This window comes from Corallococcus sp. AB038B, assembly GCF_003668955.1.
In the GTDB taxonomy this organism is placed as follows: Bacteria; Myxococcota; Myxococcia; order Myxococcales; family Myxococcaceae; genus Corallococcus; species Corallococcus exiguus.
This window is the reverse complement of sequence record NZ_RAWO01000023.1, coordinates 1-15,035: the sequence shown is the minus strand read 5'-3', so window position 1 is coordinate 15,035 and position 15,035 is coordinate 1. Positions and strand designations below refer to the sequence as shown.

Here is a 15,035-nt window from a genome sequence, read left to right as displayed (position 1 = left end):
AGTTACTTCGCGACAGCGGGGGAAGGGACGGCAGGAACCGGGGAAGGAGTGGGAGCCGGGGAAGTTGGGCGAGCGCGGGGAGTAAGCAGCTCGTGCTCGAAGAACTGGACCAGAAGGCCGTTGAGAGTGGTGGGGGTACGAGGAACAACGAGGAGCGTCGCGCGCAACACAACGTCATGGGAGGCAAGAGGCGAGGTGAAGACGTCAGCGCGGTACAGCTCCAGCTTCGCGCCGAGTTGGACGAGGTAACGGACGGGACGGCCTTCCGGATCCTTCTCCTGGCGAACCTGGGTGAGGTTCGGGTCGAAGGTGAGCTGTGAGCGCACGTTTGCCTTGTCCAGGGTGGTGAGCGTCTGGTCCTCGGCCACCTTCGCGCGGTAGGCCTTGGCGAAGTCCGCCGACATGAGGGTGAGGGCGCGGCCCAGGTCGCGGCTGACCGAGCCGCTCTGCAGCTCCATGAGGTACTGAGCGACGAGGCGAGACACAGCCTCGGCCTCCTCGGGGCCAGGGGCGTTCGAGGGCGCGATGTTCTGCACCAGGTCGGCCTTTCCGAGGGAGTCGACGCGAACAGCAGTGAGGGGGCGGGTGGCGAGGAGGAAGACAGCAGCGAGCAGCACCAGGTGAGCGGCCCAGTGGAGCCAGTTGTTGCGGCGCAGGTGGGTGTTCTGCTTGCTGAGGTCGGCCCACAGCTCGAACTGCTCGGAGCGGGTGAAGTCGGAGGACACTAGACGTCTCCTGAGCGCTTAGAGCGCTGAGCGTTAACGGCGGAAGGACCGTGCCCGGCGGCGGACGGCTCGCTCTTGCTCGAGCCGAACTTGCCGCCGACGTAGCCGCCGACAGCCGCGGCAAAGGCCATCGGGGAAATCGACGGCATCTGCGCGGAGGCGAAGGCCGCGCCGATTCCGGCTCCGAAGAGGCGGGCGGCGATGGTCGGGACGACGACAGGCAGGACAGCGAGGAGCGCGAGCTGACTGAACACGTCGAGGAAGTCGAGGCTCAGAAGCGGCATCGCCGCGGCGCGCTGAAGGTAGTAGGTGAGGGTCCCCTCAATCGTCTTGAAGACGATTGCCTGAATGAGGCTCCAGGCGGAGATTTCAAAGGTGCCCATGAGCCACGTCCGAAGGGTGCTCATGCCGGGATAGACGGACAGGCCAATGAGGAGCGGGCCGAGCGCAAACCAGCAGTTGTAAGCCACCACCTGGAAGGTCTGCGTGCTCCAGTAACCGAGGAGCGCGGAGACGAAGGCAACAAGGCTCGTCGCGACGATGAAGCCGTCCTTCATCGCGCTCGCGACGGAGAAGTTGGAGAAGCTGTACTCCTGGAAGCGTCGAAGGGCGGCTTCCATCAGGGTCCCGATGGCACCGAGCGCGGAGCGGGGATAGACGCTCGCCGCCGTGCTCTGGAAGAACGCCCAGACGGAGCCCATGATCCAGGTGTAGGCCCCAAGGCAGAGGATGGCCCAGGCCAACCTGTCGTGAATCGCGGCGCGGTCGGACTTGCCGCCCAAGCCAGCGCGCTGTGCGTCAGCGTAGAGGGCGAGCGCGTAGCAGACGCACGCGAGCGTGGTCCCAGCGCCGTAGATGGGCAGCGCGGGGCCGGAGAAAACCGAGTTGAAGATGGTGAGTTCGGGATTCATGAGCGAGCCTCACTGCAGGGGCGCGGACGGGACGGCCACCTTCGGGGGAGGAGCATTGAAGGCGCGGCGGAAGGAGCCCGACATGCTGTCCCAGAGGGCGTCCTGCTCGGCGCGGGCCTTGGCGGCGGCGGCGGCCTCCTCCTGGCGCCGGAGCTGCTCGAGCGCGAGCTGCTCGGACGTTGTGGCGTTCAGGCGCGTCAGCTCCACCGCGGACTGAGCGGTTGACTTCGCGGTGAGCTGCTCAGCCTTGCCGACGGAGGGCGCGGGGGCGCCATTGCAGCCCATGGATTCACATAGGAGGTCGAGGGCCTGGTCCTCGGCCTCGCGAGCCTGGGCTCGGCGCTGCAGCACGGCCCTGAGGAGCGTGGGGTCGGCTCGCGCCAGGTCGGCGGTCATGAGGCCCTCCGCGACGGAGGTCGGGGTGGGCTTGGACAGGAGCTGCTGGCGGGCCGCTGGCGTGGCAAGGGTCGCTTGGAGCTGGGCGGACAGGCCCAGGGCCGTCTGGGAGTCCCAGGGGCGTTCTGGAGCGTCCTGGAGGGCATCCAGCGAGCGGGCCGTGTCGCGGTAGGCATCGAAGTGCGCGCGGATGCGCGAGAAGTCGCCGCCATTGAGGCCGTTGGAGCGAATGTCCGTCAGGAAGGCCCGAGTCTCGGAGGTGAGGCCCGTATCTCCGAGGCTGGAGCGGAAGTAGGCGGAGCCTTCGGCTAGGAACTCGTTCGGGTCGAAGGTCGCGAAGTAGGCGGCGCCGTCGTAAACGTCGCGCATCAGCGACGCCTGCTCCTTCGCAAGTGTCAGGCCCTGCTGGAGCTGCTCAAGCTGGCTCGCGAGGGTGGTCGTCTGGGCGAAGGACTCGGCAAGCTCGGTGTTAGCGAGGAACTCGAGGAGGGGGTTCGACGTGACCATCTGGGCGCGGCCGTGAAGCGGCAAGAGCCCCACGGCGAGCGCGAGGAGGAGGGCAAGGTTACGCGGCATGAGGGACCTTCTTCGGGGGTGAGACAGCGCCAGCGGCGGCGCCGTTCGGGTAGGTCGCCACGAGGTGGCGAAGGGTCGCGAGTCGGTCGCCGCCGAACTGCGGCAGCAGGTCGCGCTCAACCTTCTTGTCGAGGCCATCCGTGGTGTTGAGCCAGTAGTCCCACGGAGAGGCGCTGTAGCGGAGAATCGCGGTGCCAGCGTCGGTCCGCATCAGCACCTCGCTGTAATAGCCCTTGCGCGTGTCGAGGGTGCGGAAGAGGCCCGCCTCAACGTCGTTGAGGCCCAGAAGCTGGCCGACCTGGTCGTGGCCGTCCTTGTGCCGGAGGAGGAAGGTCCGGAGCGTGTTGGAGAGCACAGCCTTCGCGGCGGACGAACTGAGGAAGTCCTCGAGCTTCTGCGTGACGGAGACGACGCCGGCGCGAAGCTTCCGGGCGGTGCGATAGAGCTCCTCCTGGAGCGCTGCGCCGGTCGGGTGCTTCATGATCTTCCAGGTTTCGTCGTAGACGACGAAGGCCAGCTCGTCGCGGTTGCGCTTGCCGAGCATCGTCCAGACGTAGGAATTGACGACGTAGAGCATCGCCGTCGCCTCGTCTCCGAGGTTCTCCAAGCCCTTCAAGTCGAAGACGACGAAGTTGCTCCCCAGCTTCACGCGGGAGGGCTGGTTCATCAGCTTCCCGGCCGGACCGGCGAGGAAGGCGCGGAGGGTCTTCGCGTAGCGACGGGCCTGCTCCTCGTCCGCGGAGTCCTCGCCCTTGTAGTGAGAGGCGAGCGTCGCCTCGACGTCACTGAAAATGGGGGTGCAGTCGGGACCGAGGCGCTCGTAGGTCTGGACAATCGCGTCGCGCAGGATGCGTTCTCCGACGCGGCTGCGCTTGTCGTCGCCTTGGTCGTGGCAGGCGAGGGATGCCAGCGCCAGGAGGAAGTTCACCAGGCCGGGGTTGGGATCGCTGGCCGGGGCGCCCTTGTCGGTGACGTAGAGGTCCCTCCGCGAAGGGAAGGGGTTGATGGCATTCGTCCCGTCAAGGGACAGGTCGACGAAGTCACCACCGAGGAGCTTGCACAGGCGGTAATAGCTGCCGTCCTCGGCACCGCCCACGTCGATGATGATGACGCTGGAGTTCTGCCCCAGCATGGCCGCCTCGAGCTGCGACAAGACGAAGAAGCTCTTCCCGGAGCCCGTGCGGCCGAAGACGTTCACATTCCAGGCGTCGTCGCGGGGGTTGCGGAGGTCGACGCGGAACGGCTCATTGTTCCGGGTCGACGCAAGCCAGGTGGGGCGCTCGTCGCCCTGCCACGCGTCGTAGACGGGGAGGAAGTGAGCGGCGTTGTCGGTGAGGACGGTTCGGCTGTGCGGCGCCAGGTGCGAGCAGCCGGGCAGCATGGAAACGTAGGTCGTGAGCTGCGCCATGCGCGCGGGGACGACAGGCGTCTGAATGCCACCGAAGACGCGGGCAACGTCGGTGGAGCGGTGCTCCAGCTCCACGACGTCACGCGCGCTGAGGAGGACGGCGACGGAGAGGTTGAAGACGCGCTGATCGTTGCTCGTCATCGTGCGAAGGGCTTCGGTTAGCTCGGCGGCCTGCTCCTCGGCCTTGATGTTCGCGACAGCGCCCTGCGCCCAGGCGTGGGCGCGCTTGCGGCGCTTGTCGGCCTCCTCGTAGCGGGCTTCGCTGTCGGGGACTGAGAGGCCCACCGAGAGCCAGTGGTCAAAGGGGATGCGGTTGAGGACGCGGGCGCCTGCGGCTTCGGTGGTGCGAGGCATCGCCTTGAGCGTGAGGACGCGGTGAGGGGTGAGCGGCTCGCCCAGAAAGAGGGCATCCATGGAGTGGCTGGCCGAGGTCTGCACGAGCTGCTCGCGGAGGCTGAGGGCCCGATAGAGAGGCCGCTGCTTGGGAGGCAGCTCCTTGGGAGGATGCGCGTCGGTGAGCTGGGGCACCTGGTCCTCGCGGCCCGGGTTGAGCATGGCGAAGGCGAGGGCCACGAAGTCCTGGTCAGTCAGGGGCTTCGCAGTGATTCCAGTAGCTCCGAGCGACTGGACGATTTGGGAAGCTTCCTGACGGTGCTTCTCAAAGACGTCCAGGTGCCGCCGCCTGCTGATTTCGGTCGGCTTGGGGCCGAAGCCGAGGAGCGAGCGTGCGCGAGTGAAGAGGTCGGCCTTCTCCCCTCTCCCGACGAGGGCGCGGGGCCGGGAGATGAGGAGGAACGTGTCGAAGCAGCGCATGCCCTGGCGCTGCAGGTGCGCCGCGGAGTGGGCTCGTTGCTCACGCAGGAGGGGGTGAGTGCTTTTCAGCGCGCCGACGTAGTCACGGAAGAGACTCGCGTCGACAGCACGCGAGCGGCGCAGGAGCTGGAGGTGCAGGCCTGCCGGAACACTGTTGAGCGCGGTCCGGAGGTGCCCCGTCAGCTCGTTAATCTGGTCATCCGTCGCGGTGATGACGGAAACGGTGGACAGGCGGAAGCCCAAGACGGGCGTGCCGTCCGTGAGCACTGCGCAGCCCTCACCAATCCACCAGTAGGGAATGGAGTGGCTGAGCGGAACCTCTTTGAATTGAGGAGGAGGAGGCATGGGGGCTCGGTGAGGGTGCGAAGGTGTCAAATCTGCGGAGGAGCCCCGGGATAGGGCTTCTGGTAGCGGTCCGGCGCCAGCGACGAGAGGTGCTTCGGCGCGAACCAAAAGAAGGCGACCTCGAGCGGCGGGTCCTCGAGCTGAGTACGGAGGACCCAGCTCGCCCCCGTGAGCGCCCCGAAGACAGCCCCGTTGTAGAGGGGGTGAAAGTCGAGGGCGAGACTCGCAAGGGTCATGAGCACGAGAGCCAGGACGGGAACCGCCATGTCCTCGGGACCGAAGCGCGCAAAGCGCTGGTCGCCGTCGAGCTGCCGAAAGACGAAAGCGCGCTCGAGAGCCATCACTTCGCCCATGAGAGAACGAGCGCGAGGAGCGCAGCGGCGCCCGCGCAACCTGCGGCGCCGATGCCGGCCCTCACGATTTGGTCCTTGCCGTCCTGGTCGCCGTTGCTGAGCTTCACGAAGCCCTGGACGAGGCCAATCCCGCACCACGCGGCTCCAGCAGCAGCAGCCCACGGGAGGATTTTCGCGGAGATGATCTTGTCCGCGTTGGCGAGGCCGCCCTGGGCGAAGGCGGTCAACGGGAGAAGGAGAAGGACGAAGAGCTGCGCGGCAAGCTTGTTCATTGTGCGTCTTTCGGGAGTGAGTGCTGCGAGGAACCAGGCCGCACGAACTTGTGCGCCCAGAGGTCGGGAAAGTCGGCGTTGAGGGTGGCGAGGGCGGCGGCGCCGTAGCGCTTGCGGAGGGCTGCCATCCACTCGGCGTGCCGCTGGGAGGGCGTGCGGAGACGGGCAAGGGCAACGTCCCAGCGGGACTCCGAGTCGCGAAGCAGGAGGCGGTCGCCGTGGTATCCGAGGAGCGGTAACTCCTCCACCTGGGCCCGCTTCGCGCGCCCGACGGCCGCCCTACCCTTCCGCGCGACTGCTCGCCGAGGGTCATCCACCACGAGGAGGACGAGGTCCTCCGGAAGCTTCTTCGCGGTGAGCCGGTAGGCGAAAGAGAAGGTCAGCTCCTTGGGAGCGAACAGGGCGCTGCGCTCCACGTCCTTCTGTGCCTTCTCCAGCGCGTCTGGGGCAGCTCCGTCGCGCTGGAGCGTCACCAGGTGCTTGTGAGCCTGGAGCTTCGCCCAAGCGGCGACGACAGCGAGCGCGCGGGGATGGTGCTCCAGCTCCAGGAGGACCGGCGTTACGACCTCGAAGCCAGCGCAACGGAACGCGGCCCAGACGTCGTTGCGGAGCAGGAGGTAATCCAGAATGGCTGGCTCCGGCCGCGCGAGGACTGTCGACGTGGGCGGCATTCCCAGCAACGAAAGCCCGCGGTGCGTGAGCTGGTAGAAGTAGAGGGCGGCACGACCGCGAGCCGGGCGTGCCTTGTCCGCGCGGAGGTAGCCCTGCTCGGTGAGCTGGCGCAGGCGGGCCTTCGCGTTGCGCGAGGTCTTCTTGCGCCAGGGCGCGTAAAGCCACTGCGCCTGGGCACTGGTGATGACACGGAGCTGCGCGATGCGCTCCAAGAGGCCGCGGTACTCCTCAACGCGGAACGGGCGGCCTCGGCGGCGGGTCAGCTCTGAGTGACTGAGGGGCATGAAAGAGGGACGACGGGAAAGAGGGTTAGACGATGACGGCCTGCGCCCCGGTAATCCGCTGGATGCGGTCGGCGGTGGACTGGTTGGGCGCGGCCCAGACGGTGCGGCCTGTCGTCCAGGCTGCCGCCTTCTCGGCAATCATCTTGTCTGTGTACTTGGTGGAGACGTACTCGACGCGAACCTCTTCACGTCCACCGTTGGGCGTCCGGACAACGAGCATCGCGTCCGGAAAGTTCGTCTTGATGTCGCCACTGCCAGGGCGGAACACCTTCCCTGAGAAGTTCTCGCGCACGAGCTGCGACTCCATTTTGAAGTCGAGGACGCGCTCACCGGTGCCGTTGAACTGGCGCTCCACCTGGAGGATGGCCTCCATCGTCTTCAAGTGGTGCGTGACGAAGTTCGTCCGGATGTTCGGCGGCAGGGGCGCGTTGAAGTCCCGAGCTGCGCGCGGCGTGATGTTGAAGGCGAGGCTCATGTAGTGCTTGTTCAGGAAGTGGCCGACGGCTTCGGGAGTGCCCTGCCCCACCGTCCGGGCGGCATCCATGACGACCGGGCGGACCTGGAGGTACTCCTGCACGGCAAGGCGCTTGAGCGCCGCCATCGCGCGAGGCTTGGCGTCGAGGAGCGTCTCGTGCTGCTCGCGGAAGAACTTGTTCACCAGGTGGTCGAGGTCGATAAGGCCAGCCTTCGCCACGTACTCGATGACTTCGACGGAACGCTGACTGCGCGGCGGAGCAAGAGGGGCGGGCATGGGGTGGCTAGGCCAAAAGGGCGAGGTGGCCTGGCTGGAGCGCGACGCAGGCAGGATTGCGGACGACGTCTCCGTCAAAGACCTGAACCACGGCGTGGAACTTCGGCAGGCGGGTCAGCTCGTCCGGCGTGAAGCGCGGCTCGTCGACCTCCGATGCGGAGACACTCACGGAGCGCGACTCGCCCCCCACCTTCCCGCGGACTGACTCACTCAGGAGTCCATGCGAAACGCCTGCGTACCCGGACGACTCCGAGCGGGAAGTGCGCACCACCTTGTGGGTGCCAAAGACCTTCGAGAAGGTGTCGCAGCTCCGGGGGTCGTTGATTCCCAGGATGATGGGCGTCCGGAAGTTGCCGACCACGACGGCGCGGTAAACCTCGGGGACCTGGTCAATCGCCTGATGCGCCGCGAGAGTGCAGCACCGGGCTTCGCGCGAGACGGCCGTAAACTCGGGGAGCTGCGGATTCATATAGGCCCAGGCCTCGTCGGCAAAGCACATGACGAGACGCTCGGTGTTGCCCCCCTCCTCCCGAAACTTCGTCGTCGTGCGCCCCAACATCTGGAGCTGGAAGTCCATCAACATGAAGATGCCCAGGGAGCGCGCGACGGGACCCCACTCGTCAACGTTCATGCTGAAGACGACGATGCGCCCGTCATCCGGGATGGAGCGCCAGCCGGGGAAGTTCGGAGCCGGAGCGGAGAACGTTGGCGCGAGCTCGTTCGTGACGAACTGCGAGAGGTCGGCGCGGAAGCCCTTGGTGAGCATCATCTGCTCCCGGGGGTCCTCCTGGCTCCATTGCGTCTCGAACCAGCGATAGGAGAGCGACGCCTTCGGCTTCGCGCCCTCCAGAAACTTGGCTTGCTCCTTCGGGTCGGTGGTGAAGTCATAGAGGTCGCGAAGCGTCGCCTTCCCGGGACCCAAGACGTCCTGGAGGACGGACAGGGCATGGGTCGCGAACTCGAGCTGCATCTTCCGGTAGTAGGAATTCGACTGCTGGGAGGTCATCACCTCCAGGGCGGCAACCAGCTTCTGGGCCACTTGCTGAGGAGTCCCGGACGCCAGTGGATTGACGCTCCACTGCCCGCCCGGCGTGACGATTACGACGTCCTCCGCGCGACCGTGCGCCGTGGCTCGCTCGACGACGTAGGCGGCGTTATTGCCCTTGTAGTCGAGGAGGAAGATGCCGCACCGCATGTCACGCGTACGGACGGGCTTCTGCTTCCCCTTCGGGCCATAGAGAACCTCGCGGTCCCCGCCCCACTTGAACAACGCCTGCTCTAACAGCGGCTTGATGACCGTGAAGGTCTTGCCGGAGCCGATGCCTCCGAGACAGTACAAGTTCGCGAAGAGGCCGAACTCCGGAAGGACAAACCACCGGGGGTCGCCGATGCCGTGGACCGGCCCCCGCTTCCAGTCCTCCGAAGACTTGCCCAGGAGAAAGTCGTTGGTGTCGCGGAGGGCCTCGCAGGACTCCTGCCAGGTCGGAAGCGGCGCCGGAGTGAAGACGCGGGGCCGGAAGCACACGGCCCAGAGAACCCCAGCGTAGGGCAGCACCAGGAGTGAGAACCACGCCGCCCTTCCCCCCGACTTCGCCACGACAGCCAGAAGTCCGGGACGGATCCAGAAAGCACATGCGGCGAGCATGAGGAGCACCCCGGCGCCGTAAAGCAGCGAGCGGGCCACCTGGACACGGAGCGCGGGAGGGACGTAGTCCCGGCGTTGCGCCCTCCGGAAGTCCAGCGTGACGCCCACGGCGAGCAGCACGGCAAACACCAGGGCTCCGACTCCGAAAGCTCCTCCGTGGGACTCCAGTCCACGAAGAGAGACGCCTCCGGCCATAAAGGGCGACAGCGCCGCGACTACACTCAGCACCCCTACAACACCGGCAACGACTACCGTCCCCCATGTCGTGTCGTGTGCGGTGCGAATGTCCGTAGTCGTCGCCTTCGCCTCATTCATCCCTGATTCCCTGCCTCATTGATGCGCTAGAGCACAACTAATGTTGTGTCTATACGCATCTTTAATCCTGGTCAACGTAGGAACTCAAAACCCAAAAAACCTAAAGTGACAGATGGCTGCTTGGGTCTAGAGGCAGGGCAAAGAGGGACAGAGGGTCAAAACCAGCGCAGGAACACAATTCCGAGCATCAACCCAACAGCCATCTGGCACGTCGAGACGGGGCTATCCCCCCGTTTCGACTCCAGGTTTTTTGGGTTTTGAGTTCTCCGGCCGGACCGGCGCCGTAGGCACCGAAGTCCGACCGGGGTTTGCGGGTTCGCGGCGCAGTCGTTCACGACGCGCAAGCTATCGAATCCGCGCGGCTTTCAGCCGCAATTAAGTTCCCACGCTCAGCGTTGAGCGTGGCCCCCTGAGAGGCCCGAACGGGCCTCTCAGGGGCTCTGGGCTAGCCCAGGGAACTGAGTAGCTCCTGCAGCCTTGCACGGAGCTTTTCCCGCTCCTCCCCCTGGAGAGCGGGTAGACGGTCAAGGCGAACAACGAGCTGTTTCTCGTCGCTCGTCCATGCCGTCCGGGAGGGCTTCGCGGCTGCGGCACCCTCCCCTTCTTCCGAAGTCTCGCCGGACTTCTTTTTGGCCTTCGGGTCCATCAGGGCGGTTCGGACCTCTATGAGCTTCCGAACCGACCACTTACGCGAGAGGGCGTCATCCAGGAGGCCTGCGAACTTCTCCTCAGCCGCCAAGCGGGCCTTCTTCTGGCGAGGGTCATCAAGACCCTTGAGCAGGAAGGACTGGATCTTCTCCAGCTCCAGCGCGATTGAGATGTCCTCGACGTATCGCCGCTCCCGCGCCTCCGTGGCGCCCTCTCCCTCCCCGAGCATGACCGGTCGGCCGTCCTCGTCGCGCTTGGTGACGAGGATGCCTTTCGTCATCGCCTCCCGAAGCAGCTCGGAGCACTTGGCGAGCTGTAAGCGGCGCCGCACGTATTGAACGTCCTTCGCCATCTTGGAAGCGAGCTGCTCCGCTGTGAGCCCCTCGCCTCCCTCCTCCTTCTTTCGCACCGCTCGCGCGTAGCCGTCGGCCTCCTCGAGCGCCTGGAGCTGCTCCCGCTGGAGGTTCTCGGTCATCCCGTCAATGAGCCGGTCCACTGACGTCTTGGCTCGCGTAATCAGCGCCGTGATTGTCGCGAAGCGCGGGGTGTCGGACGGCAGGCCCAGCCACAGACTTGCCAGCTCATTGCCTTCCACTTCACCGAAGGCCTTGCGTGCCTGCGCTGCGTACGTCTGGGCGGCTTCCGCGCTCTGCTCGGCAGAGTTGAGCATCCGAAAGCATCGGAGTCGGCGCTCACCTGCGATGACGAAGAACTTCCCGGTAGGGCGCCCAAGGGAGTCGGCTTCGGGACTGACCTCAATGGGGGTCAACAGCCCGCGCGTGAGGATGCTACACGCCATTTCAAACAGCTTGGCCTCGTTGAAGACTTGCCGCGCCTGTTCCGGGCTCTCAAGCACGTCACCCAGGGGAAGCGACTTGAGAGTGAATGGGGTATCGCTCGGTGAGTCCCAGCTTGGCAACGCGCCTTCCTGCAGCTTCTTTGCGATGTATGACTTCGTCGTTCCGGTTCCAGTATTGGTCATCGGCTCAGGACCTCTTGCGTAAGCTGCTGGTATTCTTTCGCGCCGCGATGGCGAGGGTTCGCGGAAATGATGGGGACGCCCACGCCCCAGGCATCGGCAACAGGGCGCGCTTGGTGAATGACTGTCTTGAAGACACGCTCAGCGAAGAGTTTGCGGAGGTCCCCGTAGAGCGCGGCAGGCGTCGTTGCGCGGTCATCAAAGAACGTCGCGAGGACGCCGAGGATGCGAAGCTTGGGCTGCAGCGTCCCCCTCAAGCCCTTGAGGTACCTCTCAAGCTCGAAGGTCATCGGGATTGAGCCCAGGTCCATCCGGACCGGGATAATCACATTCCAACCCGCGACCGCGACGTTTGTCATTAGAACGCTGAGGTGGGGTGGACTGTCTATGAGGACATAGTCGTAATCCCTATCAATCGCATCCAGCGCGCGAGTGAGTCTTGTTGTTCCATCCTGCCCCTGCGCGTAAAGCTCAGGCTCAAGGAAACTGAGTCGTTGAGTTGCGGGGAGGAAGTCGAGGCCCTCCACCTGGTTGTGGTTGCGCGACGGCGCGAACGGAACGCCGCGCATCAGGTCCGCCGTAGTGTAGAAGTTCGCGTCCTCCGCGGCCTCCTCTACCAGCCCCATCGCGGCGGTCGCTCCGCCGGTCGGGTCGGCATCGACGAGCAGCACCCGCTTCCCTTCAAGCGCGAGGCCGTAAGCGAGGTTGACGGCAGTCGTGCTCTTCCCCACACCACCTCGGTTGTTGATGATGCTGACGCGCGTTGCGGTCCCCATTTGGAGGCCTGGACTTTCCTGCCGAGCGCGGCACGCCTCGGAATGAGGCGTGAGCAACTCTGCGACGGTGCGTGGCTTATACGAGTCGCCCCTCGAAAGGGTCAAGCCGTGTTGCGTTCGGACGCATCATTCAACCACACGCGACGAAGCGGCACTGCGCGGCGGCAGAAGGCGCACCTAGCCCGAGACGTAGGCAGAGGCTGCCTTACGTGCCGGGTCACGCGGGTTCCCCAGAGTCGAAGGCAGCTCGGCACCAAACACGCTGGAGGCGGACGGCCGAGGGTGCCCGGAGCATCCGGGGAGGGAGGGGGCTAGGGGCGAGCGAGGAGGAGCAGGGCGTTAAGGCGGGCCGCGCGCTGCTCGTAGGTCGCTGCGGCTTTGCTGTTCGACGCGGCAGCCGCGGGGAGCAGCTCGGCGACCTGGTCGAGCACGTCGACGAGGCGGAAGTGCGTGAGCGCGTCCAGGGAGCTGATTGGGCGCTGCGTGCTGCTCCAGCCGGGGGACGCGGTTGCGGCTGGGGGGGCGTACTCGAGGAGGGAGAGGGAGAGGTCCTCGAGGAGGTAGAGCGCCCGCCCGGTGGGCATCCCGTCTGGGCTCCGCTTTGGGGCCGGCATGCCCGCGAGAAGGATGCCCCGTCCTTGGGAGTGCGTGAGGACCTGGTCTGCGCCCGGAGGCTGCAGGGCGGCGACGACGTAGCGGCCTGCGAGCACGGGCACGAGGTGCCCCAGCTCCTTGCGCACGACGTCGAGAACGTCGGCCTCGGCGGTGCGGACCTGGTGAGTAGCGGTAGAGCGCGCGGCGTAGGTGCGTTCGACTTCCCGGGTGGCGTCTCGGAGGGCAGCTCGGAGCTTGGGGAGGTTCACTTGTCTTCCTTTCGCGTGTAGCCGAGCCAGTCTTGCTCTACGCGCTTGCTGATGTAGTCACAGACGGACTGATTGGACGTCTTCGCGAGCTTCTCGAGCGCTGCAATGTTTGCCTTCGTCGACCAATAGAGCCCGTATTTGAGAATGCCAGGACGCTTGCGCTCGGCGCGCACATGGAGGGGCCGAAGCTCTTGGCCCTTAACCTCCTGCCGTCGGTGGGAGCCACATAGGCGGCCCGCGACGGTCGGGAGGCCGCACAGCTTCTGGGGAGGTCGACCCGGGCCGGTGCACGTGGCGGGGGTTGGGGTGGTGGAGTCCATGGGAGTTCTCGAGGAAAGGAGGAGGGGAGCGACTCTTCCTATTTGCATGTTCTAATCTGCAAATCAAGGCTGCTCGTTAAGGAAGCTGATCCGGCGCTGGAAGCCAGGGGTGCGCGCCAGCGGCTTCGAGACGGTCCATCTCGGCAAAAGCGCCCACGGCAGCTCATAGGAGGCGCCCGCCAGGAAGAGGGCCTCGCACGGAAGCGTCCCAAAGCGGAGCTGCAGCGCGGAGGCGACGCGGGTTGCCCAGCTCGCCCGCTCGCGCTTCCCCAGCTTTGACAGGGTGTAGTCGTAGGGCTCGAGCACTGTTTCAGGCGGCACCAGGTGGTGCCGTGCGGAGAGTATGAGGACGTCGTCAGGAGCGAAGGTGCGGTGGGCGTAGCGAAGCGAGGCCCGGAAGAGGGTGCCGGTGTAGAGCTGGGCGGCCGGCGCGGGATGCCTCGCCTTGCTTTTGCTGCACCCAATGAGTGCGACGCGGACAGGGCGCCCCAGCGCCGTCCAGCGTTCGAGGCGCGCGGCGTGGGCCGCCTGCTGGGCCTGGCGCGCGGCGATGGCGTCGATGGCGTCGAGGGCGTCGGGGCCCGGCGGGGGCGGCGGAGTGTAGAAGCGTCGGCGGCTCGTGGTGCACCGGGGGCAGGTCTTGTTGAGCCCGGCAGAGTGGCACAGCGCACAACGGGGCAGGGCGGGGACGGTGAGCAAGCCAATCTGACTGGAAGACATGGACGGTCCAGGGCACAGCCAGGTCCGGGAGTGGCCCGGACCTGGGCTGAGCGGGCGGGAGTCAGGCGGCGGCGTCCATCAAGCGGGCCTCGTCCTCCTGGGGTGCGAGGGCGGCAAGGATGGTGCGCGCGGCGGAGAGGATGCGGGCGCCGCTCGCTTCAACGGCCTCCGTCGGGCTCTTGCTTTCCAGGCCGGTTGACCAGGTCGCTACGTAGGGGAAGGAGTAGGAACCGGTGTCCAGGCCCAGGGCGTGGCAGACGACGTAAGCGGTGGACTCGGCCTCTACTTCGCGCTCAGGCGAGCTGTGGTGATCATCCAGGCCGTGGAGCAGGGAGTGGGCAACCTCGTGGCAGAGGGTGCGGAAGATGGCAGGGCGGTCCCGGTCGTTGGTGAACACGACGATTTCGCGCGTCGAGCGGTCGAACCAGCCGCGGACACCTGGGCGGTCCCCCAGTTCGGCGCTGTGGGCGCGGAGGGTGACGCTCGAGACGGGGCTGCCGGGGATGGTCAGGGCGACATCGCGCATGACTTCGACGGAGCGCTCGAAGGCCTCGGGGCCCGTGACGTCCTGGCAGGACACGCGGGGCAGCTCGGCGCCGTCGGTCTGCTGGAGGGCGAAGAGGTGGAGCGGGCGCATGCCGCCGACGCGGCGCTTTTCCTGCGGGTTGGATTCGTCGCCGGTGCCGTCCGTGGGCTCGTCTTTGGCGTCGCCCTTGGCCTTGCGGAACCAGGGGGCGCGGATGACGGCGCCGCGCTCACCCTTGCGAACGGAGCGGCCAACCTTCTTCCAGCCCTCGAAGGTCGCTGCATAGGTCGCGTCGGGGCGCTGCAGGAGGAGGAGGAGGATGTTGGTGAAGCTCAGGCGGCTGATTGAGAGGGGGCCCAGGATGGCCAGGCCGTTGAGGGTGCGCTTCCAGTCCTCGCCAGTGACGAGGGCACGGAGGCCAGCGTCGAGGGACTCGCGGGCCTTGGCGAGCTTCTCCTCGCGTTCGGCGGCCCACTTCGCGCTATCGGTCTTGGTGCTCATGGTGCGGGATGCCTTTCCGGCTTGGGGCCGGAGTTACCGAGGAGGTTCGCCCTCTCGGGCCGGTGGGCGCTGCCCAACCGGCAGGGAAGTAATATCAGCCCCCTCTCTTAGTTGCAAGATATAACATGCAAATAGAGCAGTGTGTTTCGGCGGGTCGCGCGGCGCAGTTTCACGTTTAAAGATGCAAGGTGCTTGGGCCCCTGCGGCAGTGGTCGAGGCAGTCGGGCCCCATCGGG

Annotated in this window: 15 protein-coding genes; all 15 read right to left on the bottom strand. The window is 66.2% G+C overall.

The genetic code is table 11. The features are described 5' to 3' along the window. Positions 1 to 2 precede the first annotated feature (2 nt). Complete coding sequence (locus D7Y04_RS41885; RefSeq protein WP_121762987.1) at positions 3 to 725, bottom strand: hypothetical protein; 723 nt, start codon at positions 723 to 725, stop codon at positions 3 to 5. Further along, complete coding sequence (locus tag D7Y04_RS41880; RefSeq protein ID WP_121762986.1) at positions 725 to 1,636, bottom strand: hypothetical protein; 912 nt, start codon at positions 1,634 to 1,636, stop codon at positions 725 to 727. Before D7Y04_RS41880 ends, D7Y04_RS41885 begins: the two co-directional genes overlap by 1 nt. Before the next feature lie 9 nt (positions 1,637 to 1,645). Beyond that, positions 1,646 to 2,608, bottom strand: coding sequence for a hypothetical protein (locus D7Y04_RS41875; protein ID WP_121762985.1), 963 nt, complete (start codon positions 2,606 to 2,608; stop codon positions 1,646 to 1,648). Continuing rightward, entirely contained in the window at positions 2,598 to 5,174 is a 2,577-nt protein-coding gene (locus D7Y04_RS41870) for a VirB4 family type IV secretion system protein (protein WP_147477316.1), read from the bottom strand. The genes D7Y04_RS41875 and D7Y04_RS41870 overlap by 11 nt, the downstream gene beginning before the upstream one ends. A 26-nt stretch (positions 5,175 to 5,200) precedes the next feature. After that, positions 5,201 to 5,527 (bottom strand): hypothetical protein, encoded by a 327-nt coding sequence (locus D7Y04_RS41865; RefSeq protein ID WP_158627686.1) that lies wholly within the window; start codon positions 5,525 to 5,527, stop codon positions 5,201 to 5,203. Then, complete coding sequence (locus D7Y04_RS41860) at positions 5,515 to 5,799, bottom strand: hypothetical protein (RefSeq protein WP_121762982.1); 285 nt, start codon at positions 5,797 to 5,799, stop codon at positions 5,515 to 5,517. Before D7Y04_RS41860 ends, D7Y04_RS41865 begins: the two co-directional genes overlap by 13 nt. Next, the gene (locus D7Y04_RS41855) at positions 5,796 to 6,683 is read right to left on the bottom strand and encodes a replication-relaxation family protein (protein WP_158627685.1); all 888 of its coding nucleotides are present in this window, start codon (positions 6,681 to 6,683) and stop codon (positions 5,796 to 5,798) included. The genes D7Y04_RS41860 and D7Y04_RS41855 overlap by 4 nt, the downstream gene beginning before the upstream one ends. Positions 6,684 to 6,780: 97 nt before the next feature. Beyond that, the gene (locus tag D7Y04_RS41850) at positions 6,781 to 7,506 is read right to left on the bottom strand and encodes a hypothetical protein (RefSeq protein WP_147477315.1); all 726 of its coding nucleotides are present in this window, start codon (positions 7,504 to 7,506) and stop codon (positions 6,781 to 6,783) included. 7 nt (positions 7,507 to 7,513) lie between these two features. Beyond that, the gene (locus D7Y04_RS41845; protein WP_121762979.1) at positions 7,514 to 9,466 is read right to left on the bottom strand and encodes a TraM recognition domain-containing protein; all 1,953 of its coding nucleotides are present in this window, start codon (positions 9,464 to 9,466) and stop codon (positions 7,514 to 7,516) included. A 445-nt stretch (positions 9,467 to 9,911) separates the two neighbouring features. Further along, the gene (locus D7Y04_RS41840; protein WP_121762978.1) at positions 9,912 to 11,096 is read right to left on the bottom strand and encodes a ParB N-terminal domain-containing protein; all 1,185 of its coding nucleotides are present in this window, start codon (positions 11,094 to 11,096) and stop codon (positions 9,912 to 9,914) included. Then, a complete protein-coding gene (locus D7Y04_RS41835) occupies positions 11,093 to 11,869 on the bottom strand; it encodes a ParA family protein (protein ID WP_121762977.1) in 777 nt (258 codons plus the stop codon). The genes D7Y04_RS41840 and D7Y04_RS41835 overlap by 4 nt, the downstream gene beginning before the upstream one ends. Positions 11,870 to 12,180: 311 nt before the next feature. Next, positions 12,181 to 12,732 (bottom strand): hypothetical protein, encoded by a 552-nt coding sequence (locus tag D7Y04_RS41830; protein ID WP_121762976.1) that lies wholly within the window; start codon positions 12,730 to 12,732, stop codon positions 12,181 to 12,183. After that, the gene (locus D7Y04_RS46130) at positions 12,729 to 12,905 is read right to left on the bottom strand and encodes a hypothetical protein (RefSeq protein ID WP_233601832.1); all 177 of its coding nucleotides are present in this window, start codon (positions 12,903 to 12,905) and stop codon (positions 12,729 to 12,731) included. The genes D7Y04_RS41830 and D7Y04_RS46130 overlap by 4 nt, the downstream gene beginning before the upstream one ends. Before the next feature lie 210 nt (positions 12,906 to 13,115). Then, positions 13,116 to 13,772 carry a DUF6884 domain-containing protein gene (locus D7Y04_RS41825; protein WP_121762975.1) on the bottom strand — a complete coding sequence of 219 codons (657 nt, stop codon included), beginning with the start codon at positions 13,770 to 13,772 and terminating at the stop codon, positions 13,116 to 13,118. 61 nt (positions 13,773 to 13,833) lie between these two features. Then, complete coding sequence (locus D7Y04_RS41820; protein ID WP_121762974.1) at positions 13,834 to 14,799, bottom strand: ArdC family protein; 966 nt, start codon at positions 14,797 to 14,799, stop codon at positions 13,834 to 13,836. Positions 14,800 to 15,035 lie beyond the last annotated feature (236 nt).